Source organism: Mitsuokella apri (assembly GCF_051886055.1).
GTDB lineage: Bacteria > Bacillota > Negativicutes > Selenomonadales > Selenomonadaceae > Mitsuokella.
On record NZ_JBJEXT010000020.1, the window covers coordinates 14,655 to 35,160 of the forward strand.

The window sequence follows — 20,506 nt, forward strand, 5'->3', positions numbered from 1 at the left end:
CTGTCTCCCAAGATCACACTCCTAAATAATGCGATGTCAGAACGCCGTGGCAGGCGGCGAAGCCTCTAAGTCCGGCAAACGTAAATTGGGGGACATTTAACGGAGCGCCGAAGCCGAAAATATTTCACCGTCCCCTTGTCAATAGTTCCTTAAGAACCTATCTTACACCTGCTCTTCCCCTTTAAAGAACACCGACTTGCCAATAAACTCTCTCAAAATGGAGTTATTCGGCACATCGTCTTCGTCGGGCAGGTCAAGAAAATACTGGCAGAAATCCAAGAGGCGTCTTGCCTTTGTGTATTCCGGCACATCGGGAGTTACGTCTTTGAGGATGGGGACAGCATAGCGGCGCAGCGCCGAGAGCTCATAAATCATGGCCGAATTGAACATGACATCGGCCTCTTCCTGATACGGGAAGATGTACTTTTCTTCACCTTTGCGGACATCCGGCCACTGCTTGAGGGTTTTGAGCGCACTGGCCCCGCGGAACTGGTAGTCGCGCACGAGACGGCGCATCAGGCGCGCATCGGTTGTCGGAATGCGGTTATGGGCATCGATGTTGAGCTGCGTCAGCGCGCTGACGTAAATCTTAAATTTATTCTCACGCGGAATCTGGGCCGTGAGTTTCTCATTGAGCCCATGAATGCCCTCCACGATGATGGGCTGATTCTTTTCAAGAGTCAAAGGCGTCTGCCCTTCCCATTCGCGTTCGCCCGTCTTGAAATTATAGCGCGGCAGCACAACGGCTTCGCCCTTCAGGAGTCCGAGCATATCCTGATTGAAAAGAGCGACATCAAGTGCTTCCAGACACTCGTAGTCGTAGGCCCCTTCCGGTGTCTTTGGCGTCTCTTCACGGTTGACAAAGTAATTATCGAGGGAAATCGAGACAGGACGCAGCCCCAGAACCTGCATCTGCACGCGCAGGCGCTGGGCAAAAGACGTCTTGCCCGAAGAAGACGGCCCTGCGATGAGAATCAGGCGCAGCTTTTGGCAATGCGAAGCAATATGGTCGGCAATCTCCGCAATGCGCTTTTCCTGCAGAGCTTCCGAGACGCGGATGACCTCGCCGATGCGTCCCGAGCGAATCGCGCGGTTGAGGTCTGTCACATAGCGGCACTGCAGGATATTGGCCCAATTCTTGGACTCATTCAGAACACTTGAGAGCTTTGGCTGCGGCACCGAAGGCGGCACTTGTCCTTTGCTCTTGAGGTCCGGTGTGCGCAGAAGAACACCGGATTCAAATGTATCCAGAGCAAAACGGTCGAGATGTCCCGTCGAACCGATCATGGCACCATAAAGATAGTCGTAGTAGCCGCCGCAGCGGTAGATGCTGACTTTTGGCATGGTCAGCGAGGCGATGAGATTGGCTTTTTCAATCTGTTTCGTCTCCTTGAACAGCTTTACCGCATCTTCACGCTGAAAGACTTCTTTGACAATCGGGCGGTCTTCCTGCACGATGATGCGCATCTCGCGTTCGATAGCCTCCACCATCGCCGGTGTCAGTTTTTTATTCGGGATAGAAATGCCGCAGTAAAGTCCATTGTTCGCACGAAACATCGCAGCCACTTCAGCATCCGGATAGAGTTCATGGACTGCCATAATGAGCAAAAATTCGACAGAACGGCGATAGATGATCCAGCCGTCCTCGCTTTCGAGCTCGACGAACTCGAGCGATCTTGCCTTGCCTATGGGCGTCTGCAAATCGTGCAGGGTATTGTCGAGCTTCACGGCGACAATCCGGCTCGCATACTCCTGCTGATAATCTGCCACCAAGTCACGAGGCATGGTCTTTGGCAGCACATTTCTTGCTTTGCGAATGGTAACAAACATAAAAATGCCCCTTTCCTTTGTCGAAATTCGTTCAAAACAAAAACTGGAACATGTGTTACTTCTATTGTAACACATGTTCCAGTTCAAATGTCAGAAAAATGAATGGACTTTTACTTAAAAATCATCAAGACAAAATGATAGGCAACAGCGCCCATGACAGCCGTACACGGAATGGTCAGGACCCAGGCCGTGACCATCTGCTGTGCAACGCCCCAGCGCACGGCATTGACGCGCTTAGCTGTGCCGACGCCCATGATGGAACCCGAAACGACATGCGTCGTCGAGACCGGCAGATGCAGGAGCGTAGCCGAGAAAATGACCATCGAGGAGTTGAGATCCGCGGCAAAGCCCGAAATCGGCTCAAGCTTAAAGATTTTACCGCCAATGGTCTTGATGATGCGCCAGCCGCCGATAGCTGTGCCGCAGGCCATGGCCGTAGCTGCAAGAATTTTGACATACGTCGGGACTTCAAAAACATCGATGTAGCCGCCCGAGAGCAGGGCCAGCGTGATGATACCCATGGACTTCTGCGCATCATTTGAGCCGTGCGAGAACGCCATCATGGCTGCCGACAAAATCTGCATCTTCTTGAATTTGCCGTTGACGGCAGAAGGGCTGAACCGCCCGAAAATGCGGAACAGCAAAGTCATGACGATACAGCCGGTGGCAATGGCAATGATTGGCGAAGCAATCAGCGATAAGACAATCTTACCAATGCCATAGAAGTTAAGGCCATCCGTGCCCACCGAAACAAGCACGGCACCAATGACGCCGCCGACCAAGGCATGCGAGGAACTCGACGGCACGGCAAACCACCAGGTGATGAGGTTCCAGGCCACCGCGCCGATGAGGGCCGCGATGATTACGCGCTCATCGACATGCTGGGCTGACTTGACGATATCCGCACCGATGGTTTTGGCAACGCCGGTACTGTACATGGCACCGAGAAAGTTCAAAAAAGCTGCCATGATAATGGCATGACTCGGGTGCAGGGCTCGCGTCGAAACCGATGTAGCAATGGCATTCGCCGTATCATGAAAGCCATTGATAAAGTCAAACAGCAGTGCGAGCCCAATAACCGTAAAAATCAGGAGCTGGAGTTCAGGCATACTTCATTACCACTCCCCTGAGCATATCCGAAAGTTTCTCGCAGTGGTCCAGTGTATTCTCAAGATTCTCGAGAATGTCCTTCCACTTAATCAGTTCAATCGGGTCCTTCTCCTTGTCGAAGAGATAGGCCACTTCATGACGGTAAACGCGGTCGCCTTCACTCTCGAGCCGGCAAATCTTATGCGTGGCTTCAAGGATCTGTGCCTGATTTTTGCGGATGTTCTTCAACAGTGAGAACGCGCGAATGATTTCTTCCGTACTTTCGATGAGCAGTTTCGTCAGCGTAACCGCTCCGCTCATGGCCTTGCCCGTGCGGTACATGACAATGCGCTGCAAAGTGCCCTGCAGATTATCCACGCCATCATCGAGTCCATTGGCCAGAGCGTAGATATCTTCGCGGTCAATCGGCGTGATGAAGGTCAGGTTCAGCTTGTCGATGATCTTATCATTCACTGCATCTGCCTGATGCTCGAGGTCAACAATTTCCTTTACCTTGTCAGCGGCCTTGCTGTAATCCAGCATGACTTCGTCCATCATGAGTGCGCCTTTGTAAAAATACTGGGCGCTTTCTACGAACAAGTCAAAGAACTCACTGTCCTTCTGCTTGAACTTAAACATATTCTCTTGCGTCCTCCTAGATTATAAACAAATCTATTTACATTGTTAACGAGCCTTAACAATTTAACTATAACATCAATCCACGCACACATCAATAAAAAAATTTCGTGCGGGCATAGAAAAAGACCGAACATCCGTCTGCAGTAAGACGAATATCCGGTCTTGTATACCGATACAATGAAAATCAGAGATACAGAAGAATCAGCCTTCAACAGCCTGCAGGGCCTTGAGAACCTTCGGTGCCATGCCCTTCATCTTGTCAGCCGATACCGAGCATGCAGCAACGCGGACACCGAGTTTCAAAGGTACGGCAAAAATCAAATCGTCATGCAGTTTGTCGCAGACGGCCTGCGGGTCCTTCGCAGGCACAGCGAGGAAGAAACCGCCTTTGTACGGCAGGGCATTGAGTCCGCACGCCTTCGCATCTTCCATGAAGATATTGCCGCGATGCTGAATCATCTTGTAATAGTCGTCGCGTTCCTTCTCAAACTGAGCCAGCGTGCTCTTGTCCTGCTGGATGCGGGCGAGGAGCGTCATCGCGCCGCGGTTGATATTCGACCACGTAGCACGGCTTGTGTACTTGTTGATTTCCTTGAACTCCGTGATGACTTCCTTACTTGAGGAAACGGCGACGAGTGCACCCGTGCGCTGGCCATAAGCCGTATAGCCCTTCGACATCGAGAAGGAGAACATGACGAGAATGTTGTCCGGCAGGTTGCCGAATTTCTTCATGAAGCGGCGCGTCTCGTTCTTTTCACCAGCATAATCGATATACGCAATATCGACGAGAATACTCATCTTCTTGCCCTTGGCTGCATATTTCTTCGTAAGGTCAAGGACGTTGTCCCAGTCCTCTTCCGTCAGGCTGAAGCCCGTCGGATTGTGAGCCGGCGTGTTGATGATGGAAAGCAGGCTGTCCTGCTTGGCCATGATGGCATCGACTTTTGCCGTGTAATCCTTGATGTTGAAATTGTTGTTTTCATCGAAGAGCTGGTAATTTGTCAGATGCGAGCCGCACTCGTTGCAGATGACATTGTACGTGCCCCAGAACCAGTCGGCCGTCAGGACTTCATCACCGCGCTCTGCGTAGTTGGCCACAGCATGATGGATGGCACCCGTGCCGCCCGAAGTAGCAATGGCACCAAGATAGCCCTCCGGACGCTGGTCAGCAAACGTCGCATCGAGAACAGCATCGAGATAGTCCGGCAGGCCCGGAATCGGTGCATAGCGGGCATAATCCTCAATCGACAGCGAACGGAAGACGCGTTCCATCGTCGGCAGGCTGGCAAATTTGCCGTTCTCGTCCATCATGACACCCATCGTCGCATTCGTGACTTTATCAGCGCCGTATTTTTCTGCTGCTTCGCGGCAGGCCGCACTCGCACCGAAAATTGCATCCTTCAGTCTCTTGCCTGCAGCATGAGACGCTGCCATACTCGTCGTCATAGAACAAACTTCCTTTCGCTTTCCATACATAAAATTAAAATTACAACATTGCGTTCCATACAATATCTACGCATATCCACGTGATGAGTATATCATAAACGCTTTTTCTTGATATGTCCAGATAAAAACGGGTAAGTATACAATATTTCTACATATTTCCTGACAATTCACGGTAAATAAAAGCAAATTTGCTGTCAAACATCTGAAGTCAATTGCCAATACGAAAAATGCCCGTTAATAGAAAAGCCACCCCGAACGGGGCGGCCGTATTGTCAAAAATCCTTAAGCTTTTGGCGGGAAAAACTCGTCGTGAATGGCATTGACAGCTTCCTTGAGCTGCGAGCCCTTGACGAGGCAGGAAATGCTGATTTCCGACGTGCTGATGATGTCGATGTTGATCTGTGCCTTGGAAAGTGCACCGAACATGCGGGCAGCGATGCCAGGATTGCCGAGCATGCCGGCACCGACAATCGAGACCTTCGCAACGTCTTCCTCAATCAGGACGGCAATGGCGTTGAGCTTGTCCGCAACTTTGTCAACAACCTTCTTGGCCTGTGCAAGGTCGTCCGAAGCAACCGTGAAGACCATATCCGTGACATTCTTTTCGATGTTGCGGATGCTCTGCACGATCATGTCGACATCGATGTTGGCATCAGCCAGGGCCGAGAAAATCTCATGGGCAATGCCCGGCGTATTCGGGATGCCGAGTACGGCAATCTTTGCTACCTTCTCATCATGTGCGACACCGCGGATTACAAAATCCTTATCTTCCATTGTATAGTCCTCCCTAATGATCGTGCCAGGTTTATTCGTGAACGTCGAACGAACGTGAATCGGAATATTGAAGTACTTGCCCATTTCGACAGAGCGCGGCTGCATAACGCCAGCGCCGAGGCGTGCCATCTCGAGCATCTCGTAGTACGTGATTTCCTTCATCTTGCGCGCATTCTTGACAATGCGCGGGTCAGCCGAGTAAACGCCATCGACATCCGTGTAGATTTCACAGGAATCTGCCTTGAGCGCACCGGCGAGGGCAACGGCCGACGTATCAGAACCGCCGCGGCCGAGCGTGACGAGGTCGCCGATCTCGTCGCAGCCCTGGAAGCCTGCCACGACAACGATATTGCCCTTATCGAGCTCCTCATGAACGCGTTTTGGCTGAATGTCCTTGATGCGGCCCTTCGTATGTACAGAATCCGTACGCATGCCTGCCATCGGACCCGTCAGCGAGACAGCCGGCTGACCAAGGCTCTTAAAGGCCATTGCGAGGAGTGCAATGGAGACCTGCTCACCGGTCGTCAGCAGCATATCCATTTCGCGCGCATACTGATACGGATTCTTCGTGATGCCGTTGGCGAGTTCAATGAGATTATCCGTGGTATCACCCATTGCCGATACCACCATGACGATCTGGTCGCCCGGCTGCTTTTCGCTCAGCACTCTCTTTGCTACATTCATGATCTTTTCCGTGGTAGCGACAGAGCTGCCACCGAATTTCTTTACAATAAGCGCCATGTTTCTCCCCCTAAACATACACCAGTGCATCCGTCATAAGCGGACACAAAGGCTTTTTGTTTGTTAAAGTGTTTAATCGAAACATATTATACAAGAAATTCAGCGGCCTGTCTACCGTATTTCGCTATTTTTATGTAAAAATGTTTTTTAGGAGAGCACACAGGCAGAATGGCATGTTACAGTTCTTTGAAAAAGCACAGCATAATTCTCTGCGAATGATAAGATTCGACCTGTTTTCAAGGGCAAATAAGAAAAGTGGACATCTGTCCCAAGCTATGATAAATTGGATACGTACTTTATTTCTATCTTATTAGCAAGAACGTTCATTAAGGCTGTAAGGCGCATCAGGCTCCATTTAGGCCTTATTAAAGAAAGGAGTGACCTGTCTTGCAAAAACGTCCTATCGGTGTCGAAGAGAAGCTGCCGCTTCTCGAGACCATCCCCCTTTCGCTGCAGCATCTCTTCGCGATGTTCGGCTCTACGGTGCTCGTGCCGATTCTCTTTAAGATCAATCCGGCCACGGTCCTGCTCTTCAACGGCATTGGCACCATTCTCTATCTCGTCCTCTGCAAAGGAAAAATTCCAGCCTATCTCGGTTCGAGCTTTGCCTTTCTTTCTCCTGTCTTTCTCGTACTCGCGCAGTACAGCTATGAAGCAGCACTCGGCGGCTTCATCTGTGTCGGCGTGGTCTTCTGCCTCGTCGGACTTCTCGTGCGCGCAGTCGGCACGAGCTGGATTGATGTGATTTTCCCGCCGGCCTCGATGGGTGCCATCGTCGCCGTCATTGGTCTCGAGCTCATGCCGACCGCCGCCGGCATGGCTGGCCTCACGGGCGACAAGGCCGATGGCACGACCATCTTCGTCTCCCTTGCCACACTGGCCATCACAATCTTCGCTTCGGTTGCCTTCAAGGGCTTCCTCTCCATCATCCCCATCCTCATCGGCGTCGTCAGCGGCTACATCATCGCAGCTGCCTGCGGCATCGTCGATTGGACACTCGTCGCCAATGCCCCGTGGTTTGCCTTGCCGACCTTCTACACGCCGGTATTTGACCTCGGTGCCATCCTCATCATCCTGCCGGCCTCGCTCGTCGTCATCGTCGAGCATATCGGTCATCTGATTGTCACGGGCAACATCGTCGGCCATGACCTCACCAAAGACCCGGGCCTCGACCGCTCCATCTTCGGCAACGGCCTTTCGACCATCATCTCGGGTTTCTTTGGCTCGACGCCGAACACGACGTACGGTGAAAATATCGGCGTACTTGCCATCACGAAGGTCTTCTCGACCTGGGTCATCGGCGGTGCTGCTGTCTTCGCCATCATTCTCTCGTGCTTCGGCAAGCTCGCGGCCCTCATCCAGAGCATCCCGACGCCGGTCATGGGCGGCGTTTCCATGCTGCTCTTCGGCGTCATCGCCGCTTCCGGCATCCGCATCCTCGTCGAAGCAAAAGTCGACTACAACAATCCGATGAACCTTCTGCTGACGTCCATCGTCATGGGCATCGGCGTTTCGACGGCCAGCCTGACGATTGGCACCGTAAGCTTCAAGGGCATGTCGCTCGCAACAGTCGTCGCCATCATCCTGTCCCTTGCCTTCCGCCTCATCGCCATGGCCCGCGGTGACAAGAACCCGCTCGTCGGCAAAAACGATCCGGTCAGCGAGATTGAACCAAAGGATAAAGAAAACAAATGACGCAGATCCGCGTCAAACTGCCAGAAGCCTTGACGACTATGCCCGTCAAGGCTTTTCTGACACAAAAAGAAGGCATCTCCTCGACCATCTGGAAACGCATCAAGCATTCCGGCACGTTCCGCGTCAACGGCGTGCTCTGCAATGCCGCACGGGCCGAAGTCAAAAATGGCGACCTCGTGAGTTACGATATCGTACGGCCCTCCAATATCGAACCGGAAAAGCTGCCCCTCGACATCCGCTACGAAGATGAATACCTCATGATTGTCAACAAGCCGGCTGGCCAGCTCGTCCATCCGACCACCAAAGAAGCACATGGCACCCTGGGCAACGCCATCTTATATTGGTATGAAACACACGGCGAGCACCATGCCTATCACCCTGTGCACCGGCTTGACCGCGATACCTCAGGCCTTGTGCTCATCGCCAAAGTTCCTCAGGTACAGTATAAGCTGACGCCAAGGCGCGGAGAGGGAAAACTCTTTCACCGCGAATATCTCGCTATTATAGAAGGAAACCTCACGCCGCCCGACGGCCTCATCGACGCGCCGATTGCACGCGCGCTGCCGAGCATCATCCTCAGAAAAGTTTCGCCGGAAGGTCAGGAAGCCCGTACGCATTACCGCACCGTGCGGTCAAACGGACGTTTTTCCCTGCTGCGCCTCGTCTTGGACACGGGCCGCACGCATCAGATTCGCGTGCATCTCGCCCATCTCGGCCATCCTCTTTTAGGCGATGACCTCTACGGCGGAGACTGCAGCCTGATAAAAAGGCAGGCCCTGCACGCCTGCCGTCTCTACTTCACGCATCCCATGACCGGGCAAAACATCAACATCAAAGTTCCGCTGCCGTCCGATATGGAGCAAATTGTCTCGGATTGTCAGCTTTTGTGAAGATAATTCTTATTATTTATTCGCAAACGATGAGTTTTTCATAAAAATTGACAATCCACTATACACCATAAGCGTGTTCTATGTTATAATGAAATCAGTTCGTATAGTGAACATAATTTCATTAGGGGGTAATGAAAAATGCCATTAGTTGGAACGAAAGAAATGTTCAAGAAAGCTTATGAAGGCGGCTTCGCCATCGGTGCTTTCAACATCAACAACATGGAGATTGTACAGGGTATCACGGAAGCAGCTGCAGAGCTGAATTCCCCGGTTATCCTGCAGGCTTCCGCCGGCGCACGCAAGTACGCTAAGGGCCCGTATCTCCGTCACCTCGTCGAGGCAGCTCTTGAGGTCAACGATATTCCTATCGCTCTGCACCTCGATCATGGTCCGGATTTCGAGACCTGCAAAGCCTGCATCGATGATGGCTTCACGTCCGTTATGTTCGATGGCTCGAAATACGAGTTCAAAGAGAACATCAAACGTACGCAGGAAGTCGTTGCTTATGCTCATGAGCATGGCGTCGTTGTCGAAGCTGAGCTCGGTAAGCTCGCCGGCATCGAAGATGATGTAAAAGTCGCTGCTCACGAAGCAGCTTACACGCAGCCGGAAGAGGTTGAGGAATTCGTCAGCGAGACGGGTGTTGATTCCCTCGCAATCGCTATCGGCACGAGCCATGGCGCATTCAAATTCAAACCGGAACAGTGCACGCGCAACGCTGACGGCGTTCTCGTACCGCCTGAACTGCGTTTCGATATCCTCGCTGAAATCGAGAAGAAGATTCCGGAGTTCCCGATCGTTCTCCACGGCGCTTCCTCCGTTATTCCGAAGTATGTCAAGATCATCAACGACAATGGCGGCAAACTCGCTGATGCTGTAGGTATTCCTGAGGATCAGCTCCGCAAGGCTGCTAAATCCGCTGTCTGCAAGATCAACATCGACTCCGACCTGCGTCTCGCTATGACGGCTGGTATCCGTGAGCATTTCTTCGCTCATCCGGAGCACTTTGACCCGCGTCAGTACTGCGCTGATGGCCGTGCTTACATCAAAGAGCTCGTTGAGCACAAGATCAAAGAAGTTCTCGGCTCCGCAAACAGCGCTGCCGGCGTTATGGAACTCGTCAACGCCAACAAGTAATCCATCCGGATGCGATAAAGGCAATAAAAAAGACCGCTTTCATGGCGGTCTTTTTTATTGCCTTTTTAAATATTCTGGAGCAGCATGTCCCCAACACTCGGATAAACGGCTTTGGCAGCTTCCTTCATGAATGGCTGAGCCGTCTCGACCGTATAGCCATGGAAATACTCAACGGCGGGCAAATCGTTCTGATCATCACCAATGAAGAAAATTTCTTCCGGCTGCCATTTCGTGACTTTGAGCAGACGGCGCAGGCCGTCACGCTTGTTGGCCTCTTTAAGGTTCAGGTCGACGTAGTTGCGGTTGATGTTGCCGATGATTTCCGGATATTTTGCGCGCACCTTCGCCGTCGTCTCCTGTGCCTCTTCGACCGTCGCGCAGCGCATGCTGACCTGCACAACTTTAGGCATCTCGCGCGCCTTGGCAAAAGTCACCTTTTCCATCGGGATGTTCAGCCCAAATTCCATGGCAGTTGGAATGTCAAGAAGATACATATCCGTCTCCGTCAGGATGCGCATGGGATTGTTTGTCTCATGTATGAGCGGCATATCGAGAAGCCCCTGCAGCATTTCGCACGGAAAAGTCAGGCTCGTCAGGATTTCCTTCTTTTTATCGACGATGACCGCACCGTTGTTGCAGACGAGATAATCAGGCTGCAGGTCCGGATATTTCTGCAGCTCAAAGTCAATGAGGCTCAGGCCGCGGCCCGTGCAGATGCCGAATTTATGCCCTGCCGCCTGCCATTTTTTGACGGCATCGATATTTGACTGCGGTACAGGCTCATGAATGGGACAGAATGTCCCGTCAAAATCAGTTGCTGCTAATTTCATAACGCATAGTTCCCTTCTATTATATTTATATTCTCTTCGGCTAAATTATAACACGATTTCCTGACATGTCACAGCAAAGCCGGTAAAATCAAACAGCAGGATGGTCTCCCGTTCTGCCATTTTCCCCTTCCCTGCCTGCCGGACATCATAAGCAAAAAACTCGATATGATATTTGCCGCGCACATCGCGCCAATTGCGGAAGACGAAATCGGGAATATAGCAAAGCGGCCTGTCGCTGCGCCAGAATGGTGCCGTCCTGTCCTGATGCTTTTCCATATCCCAGTGCAGATATGTCGGACGAATGCGGCCGCCGTCGGCCATCAAAGCATCGAAGCGCAGCAGATTGTCAAGGAGCTTCTCCGAAAGTCCGTATGTTTCCCGACAGAAATCCCTTAGATAGCCATAGAGATTTTTCGTCGCATGGCCGATTCTGTGGAAACCTTTACATTCCCACCAGTTGGTAAAACGCTGCCAAAAGGCAAAGGCATTGCCGTTTTCTTCTGCGGCAATCAAAAAGTCAGCCGTATGGCGGCAGCGTCCGGCATTGTAGTAATACTCAAAAACAGCCTCGAAGCTGTGGAACCAGCGGATTTCGCCATAGGTCAGGGCATCTGAGGTCATGACTTCATACGGTGCCATCGGCATATATTCATATTGATACGGCTTTACGAGCTGCATCATCGAAGCCCCCTTGAGGAATTTGAGGAAACCGAGCTGCAGCATATCGGTATGCAGGGCGTAGACATCATTGAAGGACTTCGCAAACGACGCCATGCCCTCACCCGGCAGGCCGATAATCAGGTCGACATGCAGGTGCATATTATGGAAGGAAAGGATGCGGCGTATATGGCCGGCAATTTTCTCCCAGTGATTGACGCGCGAGACGGCGGCCAGCGTCTGGGGATTGGTCGACTGGATGCCGATTTCAAGCTGCACGCGGCCGCGCGGCAGTTTTTTTAGCGTTTCGAGAACCTCTTCATCGAGGTAGTCGATGGCGACTTCAAAATGGAAATTCGTGCGCACCGACTGCGGCAGTTTTACGAGATACTGCAGGATGGGCAGAAAATGTGACTTTTTCGCATTGAACGTGCGGTCGACGAACTTGACCTGACGCACGTTGTGGCGCACAAAAAAGTCAAGTTCACGGAACACGCGTGCAAGAGACAGATAGCGCACGCCCGCCGTCGCGCATGAAAGGCAATAAGCGCAGGAAAACGGACAGCCGCGCGAAGTCTCATAATAGAGAATGCGTTCCTTAAGCCCCTCCATCTCCTCTTCACGGTAGCCAAACGGCACAACCGCAGGATTTTGGAAGTCCGCCACAGTCACATCCGTGCTCTCCTCAATCGTACCATCGCCGCGCCGCATGGCAACGCCCGGCACGATGCCCAGCCCTGCAAGCTTTTTCATCGCGTTCTTGGCAAAATGAAATTGACGGATTCTCTCGATAAGTGCCGGCACCGCCTCTTCTCCTTCACCGCGAATGACAAAATCCACCATAGGGAAGGATTTCATGAATTCAGCCGTGCCATACGAAACCTCAGGCCCGCCGCAGATAATGATGGTATCGGGCAGAGCTTTGGGCAGAAGCCGCAGAAGCTTTTTGACCATCTCGATATTCCAGATATAACAGGCAATGCCGAGCACGCGCGGCTTTTGCTCATAAATCTCGCCAAGAGCGTCAAGCAGCTGATGGTTGATCGTGAGCTCCATGATCTCTGAACCCTTGACGCATTCGCGCAGATAACGCACGGCCAGTGAGGTATGCATATACTTTGCATTGACCGCCAGCCATAAAATTCTCTCGTTCTCTTTTTTCATCTGCACGTTCCATTCCTTCCTCTATCCTTGACACCAAGCCAATCCATAAACATATTTCATTGTAGCAGGAAAGAAGCAAGAAGTATAGGGCTGCCCCCTGCCCTGTGTTATAATAAGGAAGAAAGCAGTCAGGCTTGGACCTGCCTGAACACAAAACTAAAAACAAAAACGAAAGGAAGTCATGCCCATGACGACTGCGATAAAAAAAGCCGCGCTGCCAAAACGCGGGGAAATCCCAGCGGATAAGCGCTGGCATCTTGAAGATATCTATAAGACAAAGGAAGACTGGCAGGCTGCACGCGATGCCATTCCTGCAAAGCTCAAAGAAATCGAAAATTTTCGCGGCAAACTAAGTGATCCGCAGAATCTGCTCGACTGCCTGACGAAGCAGGATGAGATGGAAATAGCCCTTTCTTCCGTCTTTGCCTGGGCCCGCATGATGTCCGATACCGACACGGGCAATCAAGATTATCAGGCAGCTGTGGCAAGCGTCATGCCGCTTCTCGACAAGGCCGGTGCCGCGACTTCCTTCATCGAGCCGGAACTCCTCGCCCTGCCCGAAGAAAAGCTGCAAGAAATGCCAAATGCCCTGCCCGGTCTCAAAAAGTACCGCTTCCACCTGCAGGAACTGCTGCGCCTTAAGGCCCATATTCTGACACCGGAGCAGGAAGCGTTTCTCGCCAGCACAGGTGAGCTCCGAAGTTCGGCGCGCAATACGTATACGGTCATGGTCAATGCCGACCTCAAATTTCCGGATACGCTCGGTGAAGACGGCAGCCTCACGACATTTTCTGAGAGCCGCTATATGAAGTTTCTGCGCAGTGAAAAACAGGAAGTCCGCAAAGATGCCTTTACAAAACTCTTCCGGACCTACCGTTCGTTCCGCAATACTTTTGCCTCACTCTACAGCTCATCTGTGAAGGCCAGCCAGTTCACGGCCTCGATGCGCCATTACAAGACGATGCGCGAAGCGGCGCTTGACGGCAACAACATCCCTGTTTCCGTTTATGACAGAGCCATTCAGGCTACGCGTGCTTATCTGCCTGAGCTGCACCGCTATATGGCCATCAAGAAGCGGCTGCTGGGGCTCGACAAACTCCACATGTACGACCTATACGTGCCGATTGTCGAGAAGCCCTCTGTCTCCTATCCCTACGAAAAAGCCAAGCCCATCCTCAGAGAAGCTCTGCAGCCGCTTGGTGAAACGTACCTGCACGATCTTTTCACAGGCCTTGAAAGCGGCTGGGTCGACCGCTGCGAAAACGAAGGCAAGCGCGGCGGTGCCTATTCGTGGGGCGTTTACGGCGTCCATCCTTTCGTACTCATGAGCTGGAACGACACGTACGAATCCCTGTCGACCCTCGCGCATGAAATGGGCCATTCCATGCACAGCTGGTACAGCAGCCAAAAGCAGGAATTCACGAATTCCGAATACACGATTTTCTGTGCCGAAGTCGCTTCGACGACCAACGAGAACCTTCTGCTCGAGTACATGCTTAAAAAAGCCAACGGCGCGGAACGCCTCTATTACCTCAATCTCTACCTTGAGCAGATCCGCACGACGGTCTTCCGCCAGATGCTCTTCGCGGAATTTGAAGTTGAGACGCACGCGCTTGTAGAAAAGGGCGAAGCCCTGACGGCCGACCGCCTCGAAGCCATCTGGATGAAGCTCAACCGCGATTATTACGGCGAAGATGTCGTGCTCGACGAAGAACTCGCCGCTGAATGGAGCCGCATTCCGCATTTCTACCGTCCGTTCTACGTCTACCAGTATGCAACGGGCTACGCAGCGGCCATGACGCTTTCCCACAACCTGCGCACACAGGGCGAGGCGGCGCGCAGGGCTTACCTTGATTATCTAGGAAGCGGCGGCAGCGACTACTCGATCAAGCTCCTGCAGCATGCCGGCGTCGACATGACGAGCACGGAGCCTTTCAAGATTACGTTCGAGAAATTCCGCTGCTGCCTCGATGAACTCGAGCAGGCTGTAAAGTAAAATTTCCCATAAAGAACAGTTGTAGCGCCTTGTCAAGCAAAAATACTTGCAAGGCGCTCTGATTTGTGCTAGAATACTTATATTGTGTTTAGGGCCATTGTGTCCCTAAGGATTAAGGAGGTGTAACACATGGCAAATGTTTGCGAGTTTTGTGCAAAAGGCGAGCTGTCCGGCAACAACGTCAGCCACTCCCACCTGAAGACGAAACGTTCCTGGAAACCGAACATCCAGCGTGTCCGCGCTGTTGTTGACGGCGAGGTTAAACGTGTCAACGTCTGCACGCGCTGCCTGCGTTCCGGTAAGGTTCAGCGTGCCCTTTGATTTTGCGCATCATATCAAAGCTGATATATCATAAATAGAGCAGATAAGATAAAATCTTATCTGCTCTATTTATTTGCCTGAACGGCTGTTATATTTTATTTTGCTTTGGCCTCTGCAATGATGGTCTCCGCATTGCGCTCGGGGACCGGCTCATAACGGGCAAAGCTCAGCGTGTAGCTGCCGCGGCCCTGCGTCAGGGAACGCAGTTCCGTCGCAAAACGGTAGAGTTCGGATTCCGGGACTTCCGCATGGATTTCACTCATATCCTTGCCCTTGCCCTCGATGCCGAGGATGCGCGCGCGCTTCGAATTGAGCCTGCCGACGACATCGCCCATGTAATACTCCGGCGCCGTGATGCGGATATCGTCAATCGGCTCGAGAAGAATCGGGCTCGCCTCCATGACGCCCTTGCGGATGGCCAGAGACGTGGCCGTCTTGAAAGCGGCTTCCGACGAATCGACCGTATGATAGGAACCATCGTAGAGATTGACCTTGACATCGACGACAGGATAGCCTGCGAGCACGCCGCCCGCGAGCGTTTCCGCCGTGCCCTTCTCAACGGCCGGAATGTACTGGCGCGGCACACTGCCGCCAAAAATCGTCTCGGTGAATTCGTTGCCGGAGCCGGCTTCTTTCGGGCTGATTTCGAGCCAGACATCGCCGTACTGGCCGTGGCCGCCGCTCTGTTTCTTATGCTTGCCCTGCACCTTGACGCTCTTCCGGATCGTCTCGCGGTACGGCACGCGCGGCTCATGAAGCTCCAGCTCTACGCCGAATTTGCGCTGCAGCTTGTCCCTGAGCACTTCAAGATGGACTTCGCCGATGCCGCGCAGGATGGTCTCGTGTGTCTCGGGATTCTTCTCAACAAGGATGGTGGGGTCTTCATCCTGCTGCTTAGCGAGAGCGGCAAAGACCTTGTCCTCATCCCCCTTCTTATGCGCGGCAGCCGCCATCGCGAGCATCGGTGCCGGATATTCGATATTTTCATAAACAATCGGGTCCGCGCTGTCGCAGAGCGTATCGCCCGTCTTCACGGACTGCAGCTTCGTCGTCGCGACGATATCGCCGGCTGCCGCTTCATGCAAATGTTCCTGACGCTTGCCCTGCAGGGAGAAGAGAGAACCTACGCGCTCCGTATTGTCTTTATTCGGATGCAGATACGTCGCATCGCCTTTCATCGTGCCCGAGAAAATGCGCAGATAGCTCAGTCGGCCGACAAACGGGTCCACAACAGTCTTGAAGACCTGTGCCGAGAATGCATCTTCTGTACGGCGCTCTTTGATGTCGCCGCTTTCCGGCTCGAGGCCGATGGCCACGTGGAAATACGGCGTCGGCATGTATTCGACAATGCCGTTCATGAGTTTCTTGACGCCGATATTCTGCTTGGCCGAACCGCAGAATACCGGGAAGATCTTGCCGGCCTGGATGCCTTCAATCAGGGCCGCTGCCACCTCGACTTCCGTGATTTCCGTGCCCTCGATGTATTTTTCGAGCAGTTCATTGTTGAATTCTGCCACGGACTCGATGAGTTTCTGCCTTGCTTCTTCCACATCCCCCCGAATGTACTCCGGAATGTCAGCAACCAAATCTTCCTCATCATGCGTGACAATCTTCATATGCAGGGCCAAAAGGTCGACGACGCCCTGAAAAGCAGCTTCCTCGCCAACCGGCAGCTGCACGGGCACGACGCCATCGCCAAAGCGTACGCGCAGTTCCTCAACAACCTGATGGAAGTCAGCGTGCTCACGGTCCATCTTATTGATAAAGAATGCGCGCGGCAGCTCCGCTCCTTCGGCATAGCGCCAGGCTTTTTCCGTTTCCACCTCGATGCCCGACGGTGCCGAAATGACAATCAACGCACTGTCTGCCGCTGTCAGCGCGCCCTTGACTTCACCGACAAAATCCGGGTACCCCGGAGTATCGATGAAATTGATCTTATAGTCACGCCATTCACAGGCTGCCAGCTTCATATTGATGGTCATGCCGCGCTTCTCTTCTTCGGGCTCGCAGTCGAGTACGCTCGTGTGTTCTTCGACACTGCCCAGGCGTTTGACCGCTCCTGCATCGAAAAGGCAGGCATCTAAGAGACTCGTCTTGCCCGTCTTGCCGTGGCCAATGACCGCTACATTGCGCAGGTTCGAACTTTTATAAGATTTCATCGCAATCCCTCCCAGTACTTCTTATTTTCACTTATGTGTTCTATATTCGCGGAAAGTCAGAATTTTCCTGCCAGATTGCCTGAAATCTATGAAAACCGTAGCATAAAAAAAAGCTTCTGTCCGCAAAAAGCAAAAACAGAAGCTTTTCATATCAAGACCGACTGGCTGTTTCTGCTCAATCGTCCTCGTAGATATCCTCTTCGAGACGCATGAGCAGATAACAGTAGTCCGACAGCCTGTTGAGATAAATCATATCGCTCTCCGCCACATTTTCCATGGCTGCGAGACGCCAGGCACAGCGTTCTGCGCGGCGGGCCGTCGTGCGCGCAAGGTCAAGCATCGCGCCGCTCTGAGACTCTCCCGGGATGATGAAGGCATGTTCCTCGGGCAGGTCATCCTCGATTTCATCGCACCAGCCTTCCAGTTCCCGGACATCGTTCTGCGTGATGCGCGGCTCTTGGCCCACACTGGCAAAATCTGCCATGAGTACCGGCATTTTCTTCTGCAGCTGCAGGATGCGCTCTGCTACATCCTCTTTATCCGCAAAAGCACGGGCTAAACCGAGCACGGAATCGAGCTCATCGAGCGTGCCATACGTATCGACGCGCAGGCCGCTCTTTTTGACGCGTTCACCGGTCAAAAGGCTCGTCTCGCCTTGATCGCCGGTTTTCGTCGTGATGGACATATCAGTCATCCCCTTCTACATGATATTCCTCGTCATAAATCTCCGTCTGATTGAAGAAAATGGAAATCTCACGGGCAGCACTTTCCGGGCTGTCCGACGCATGGACGGCATTGCGGCGTCCGGAAGCAGCAAACTGCTTGCGGATGGTGCCTTCTTCTGCGTCCTTCGGATTCGTCTTGCCGTTTATTTTGCGCACGCGGGCGATGGCATTCTCGCCTTCGAGTACCATGGCGATGAGCGGACCGGACGTCATGAAGCCCACGAGGTCAGGATAGTACGGACGGCCGATGTGCTCTTCGTAATGGATGGAGGCAAGGCGCTCATCCATCTTCAGGAGCTTCATCGCCAGAATGCGGAAACCCTCGTCCTCATAGCGTTTGATGATTTCTCCGGCATGATGTTTTGCAAAAGCATCTGGTTTGACTAATACGAGTGTTCTTTCCATAGCTGATTTTTCCATTCTCTAAAATCCCCTTACAATAATTCTGCTTTATATTCCTGAGCCACCCTGCGGTAACTCAAAGCTGACTCTTTGAGTGCTTCAATCTCGTCATCACGCAGACCGCGGATAATCTGTGCAGGACGTCCGTAGACGAGCGAATTCGGCGGAATCTTGCGGTCGCGCTCAATGATGGTGCCGGCACCGATGACTACGTTTTCACCAATCTCCGTGTTGCCTAAGATAATGGACCCCATGCCAATGAGCGTATGATCGCCAATTTTCTTGCTGTGAATAGTGGCATTGTGCCCGATGATGACGCCCTCTCCGATCTCTGTCGGATGTTCGTACATGACGTGCACGACGGCATTTTCCTGGATGTTGGTATTTTTGCCAATATGGACGGGCTGAAAATCACCGCGAACTGTGGCACCGAACCAGACACTGCAGCCTTCCTCCATCGTGACATCGCCAGCTACGACCGCTGTAGGTGCCAGAAAAACACTTTCGTGGATTTTCGGTTTAACGGATTTATAAGGCACGATAATAGCCATATTACCTTCCCCCTGTCTTGCGTTTTAGGAAGTTGAAATATCCCCTTCCAGATTTATCTATTTTGATTCACGTTCTATTTTGATTTATTCGTGAAAAAAAGAAATCTTCCTGCCTTGAACAGGAAGATTTCTTTCTCTTCAGCAAAATCCTTCTATTTTTTGCTTGTTTCGGGCAAAGCAGAACCTCGCAGCATTTGCTGCAGGACCTGCACCTGACGGGAAAAAATCCAGTCTCCCACGGCCGGCCCCCTAAGACCTGCCGGCGCGTTCTGACCGCGAATGCCTTTCATCTTTTTGACCAGCTCTTCGCCATGCATGAGATAAGCCGGCAGACTGTGATGGTCCGCCAAAATCACGGCGTTAAAGTCCGCAAAGCTCAATACGGAGCGCTGTTTGTCGATGGCGAGCAGCAGAGCCGCAATCTTGCCCGTTTTCCTGAGCAGCGGTGCGCGCATATGCTGCTCGATGACGAAATTTCCTGCGCGCAGCCATTCCTTCGGCAGCGTCACCCGTTTGTCCCACTTGGCAAGCTCCGCAAGCCCTCTCGCTTCGTGGCCGTAATGATGCGGTTCCATTGTTTTGGGCGTCGTACCCTTGCCGAGGTCGTGAACGAGTGCAGCAAAGCGCGCGGCCGTATTCTTTGTCCGTTTCGCCGTCTCCTCAAGCACAAGCAGCGTATGCTCAAAGGCATCTCCCTCCGGATGATATTCAGGTGGCTGGGTTTTGCCAATGAGGTGAAAAAGCTCCGGAAACGTCACATCGAGAATGTCAGCCTTCTCTAAAGCCCGAAAGAAAAGAGAGGGATGTGCTGACTGCAGCGCACGGCGCAGTTCGGAGGTGATGCGTTCCGGCGGCTCCTGCCGCAGTTCTTCGCGGCAGGCAGCCATATAATGGTAGGTTTCTTCCGCAATCGTGAAGCCGAACTCCGCAGACTGCCTCGCTGCCCGCAGGGCCCGCACAGGGTCTTCCGTGAAATGAGCGGAAACAGCGCGTATTTTTTTCTCGGCGATATCCTCACGGCCGTGATACGGGTCAATGAGTTTCTTGGCCGGCAGTTCCAGGGCCATGCTGTTCATCGTCGTATCGCGCCGGTAAAGATCTTCCTCTACGGTCACCGAAGGATCATATGAGACGCGGAACCCGCGGTATCCCTGTCCTTCCTTTTTTTCCCTGCGCGCAAAAGCCACTTCACAGGCCGTACCCTCAATCTGCACGAGATAAACGGGAAAGCCTCGTCCGACTTTCTGTGCCTTCGGAAAAAGCTCTTGAAATGTTTCTTCCGCAATCCCTGAAACCATATAGTCCTTGTCATGCGGCCGGACCTTGCGGAAAAAATCGCGCACCCAGCCGCCAACAATAAAAAGGCGGGCTCCATGCTGCTGCAAGATTTCAGCAAATTCCGCTTCTGTCATGTTTTCTCCTCCAGCAAAAAAGGGGCTCTATAGGCCCCTTTTATCTTA

17 protein-coding genes are annotated in these 20,506 nt (G+C 52.6%); 5 read left to right on the forward strand and 12 right to left on the reverse strand.

All coding sequences use genetic code 11. From position 1 onward, the window contains the following. Positions 1-162: 162 nt before the first annotated feature. From ACI4OH_RS01965 to ACI4OH_RS01985, 5 genes are all read right to left on the reverse strand, one after another. Positions 163-1,830 carry a uridine kinase family protein gene (locus ACI4OH_RS01965; protein ID WP_435721361.1) on the reverse strand — a complete coding sequence of 556 codons (1,668 nt, stop codon included), beginning with the start codon at positions 1,828-1,830 and terminating at the stop codon, positions 163-165. A gap of 110 nt (positions 1,831-1,940) precedes the next feature. Beyond that, positions 1,941-2,939, reverse strand: coding sequence for an inorganic phosphate transporter (locus ACI4OH_RS01970; protein WP_439784049.1), 999 nt, complete (start codon positions 2,937-2,939; stop codon positions 1,941-1,943). Further along, on the reverse strand, positions 2,932-3,558 hold the full coding sequence (locus ACI4OH_RS01975; protein ID WP_432646196.1) for a DUF47 domain-containing protein: 627 nt from the start codon (positions 3,556-3,558) through the stop codon (positions 2,932-2,934). The genes ACI4OH_RS01970 and ACI4OH_RS01975 overlap by 8 nt, the downstream gene beginning before the upstream one ends. A 201-nt stretch (positions 3,559-3,759) precedes the next feature. Further along, positions 3,760-5,004: an aminotransferase class I/II-fold pyridoxal phosphate-dependent enzyme gene (locus ACI4OH_RS01980; RefSeq protein ID WP_432646198.1), complete on the reverse strand. Its 1,245-nt coding sequence runs from the start codon at positions 5,002-5,004 to the stop codon at positions 3,760-3,762. Positions 5,005-5,286: 282 nt separating this feature from the next. Continuing rightward, positions 5,287-6,519: an aspartate kinase gene (locus tag ACI4OH_RS01985; RefSeq protein WP_432646199.1), complete on the reverse strand. Its 1,233-nt coding sequence runs from the start codon at positions 6,517-6,519 to the stop codon at positions 5,287-5,289. Positions 6,520-6,906: 387 nt separating this feature from the next. Between ACI4OH_RS01985 and uraA the strand changes: the two genes are divergently transcribed. The 3 genes from uraA (at position 6,907) to fba (ending at position 10,241) form a co-directional block, all read left to right on the forward strand. Then, complete coding sequence (gene uraA, locus ACI4OH_RS01990; RefSeq protein WP_435721360.1) at positions 6,907-8,214, forward strand: uracil permease; 1,308 nt, start codon at positions 6,907-6,909, stop codon at positions 8,212-8,214. After that, positions 8,211-9,104, forward strand: coding sequence for an RluA family pseudouridine synthase (locus ACI4OH_RS01995; RefSeq protein ID WP_435721359.1), 894 nt, complete (start codon positions 8,211-8,213; stop codon positions 9,102-9,104). Before uraA ends, ACI4OH_RS01995 begins: the two co-directional genes overlap by 4 nt. 138 nt (positions 9,105-9,242) lie before the next feature. Next, on the forward strand, positions 9,243-10,241 hold the full coding sequence (gene fba / locus ACI4OH_RS02000; protein ID WP_439784050.1) for a class II fructose-1,6-bisphosphate aldolase: 999 nt from the start codon (positions 9,243-9,245) through the stop codon (positions 10,239-10,241). Positions 10,242-10,306: 65 nt separating this feature from the next. Here fba and ACI4OH_RS02005 read toward each other — a convergent pair whose 3' ends face one another. Together ACI4OH_RS02005 and ACI4OH_RS02010 are read right to left on the reverse strand one after the other, a co-directional pair. Continuing rightward, on the reverse strand, positions 10,307-11,071 hold the full coding sequence (locus ACI4OH_RS02005; RefSeq protein ID WP_439784051.1) for an HAD-IIB family hydrolase: 765 nt from the start codon (positions 11,069-11,071) through the stop codon (positions 10,307-10,309). Positions 11,072-11,116: 45 nt separating this feature from the next. Beyond that, a complete protein-coding gene (locus ACI4OH_RS02010; RefSeq protein WP_432646242.1) occupies positions 11,117-12,892 on the reverse strand; it encodes a B12-binding domain-containing radical SAM protein in 1,776 nt (591 codons plus the stop codon). A gap of 187 nt (positions 12,893-13,079) precedes the next feature. Here ACI4OH_RS02010 and pepF point away from each other — a divergent pair, with 187 nt between their 5' ends. Both pepF and rpmB read left to right on the forward strand, forming a co-directional pair. Next, complete coding sequence (gene pepF / locus ACI4OH_RS02015) at positions 13,080-14,888, forward strand: oligoendopeptidase F (RefSeq protein WP_439784052.1); 1,809 nt, start codon at positions 13,080-13,082, stop codon at positions 14,886-14,888. 129 nt (positions 14,889-15,017) lie between these two features. Then, complete coding sequence (gene rpmB / locus ACI4OH_RS02020) at positions 15,018-15,209, forward strand: 50S ribosomal protein L28 (protein WP_036375242.1); 192 nt, start codon at positions 15,018-15,020, stop codon at positions 15,207-15,209. 95 nt (positions 15,210-15,304) lie between these two features. Here rpmB and fusA read toward each other — a convergent pair whose 3' ends face one another. The 5 genes from fusA to ACI4OH_RS02045 all read right to left on the reverse strand — a co-directional run bounded on the left by fusA (position 15,305) and on the right by ACI4OH_RS02045 (position 20,458). Further along, positions 15,305-17,368 carry an elongation factor G gene (fusA, locus tag ACI4OH_RS02025; protein WP_435721355.1) on the reverse strand — a complete coding sequence of 688 codons (2,064 nt, stop codon included), beginning with the start codon at positions 17,366-17,368 and terminating at the stop codon, positions 15,305-15,307. Positions 17,369-17,543: 175 nt separating this feature from the next. Beyond that, complete coding sequence (locus ACI4OH_RS02030; protein ID WP_435721354.1) at positions 17,544-18,053, reverse strand: cob(I)yrinic acid a,c-diamide adenosyltransferase; 510 nt, start codon at positions 18,051-18,053, stop codon at positions 17,544-17,546. Between the two features lies 1 nt (position 18,054). Beyond that, complete coding sequence (ndk, locus tag ACI4OH_RS02035; protein WP_432646207.1) at positions 18,055-18,498, reverse strand: nucleoside-diphosphate kinase; 444 nt, start codon at positions 18,496-18,498, stop codon at positions 18,055-18,057. A gap of 29 nt (positions 18,499-18,527) precedes the next feature. Further along, positions 18,528-19,046 (reverse strand): gamma carbonic anhydrase family protein, encoded by a 519-nt coding sequence (locus tag ACI4OH_RS02040; protein ID WP_435721353.1) that lies wholly within the window; start codon positions 19,044-19,046, stop codon positions 18,528-18,530. A gap of 152 nt (positions 19,047-19,198) precedes the next feature. After that, positions 19,199-20,458: a tRNA nucleotidyltransferase/poly(A) polymerase-related protein gene (locus ACI4OH_RS02045; RefSeq protein WP_439784053.1), complete on the reverse strand. Its 1,260-nt coding sequence runs from the start codon at positions 20,456-20,458 to the stop codon at positions 19,199-19,201. Positions 20,459-20,506: the final 48 nt, after the last annotated feature.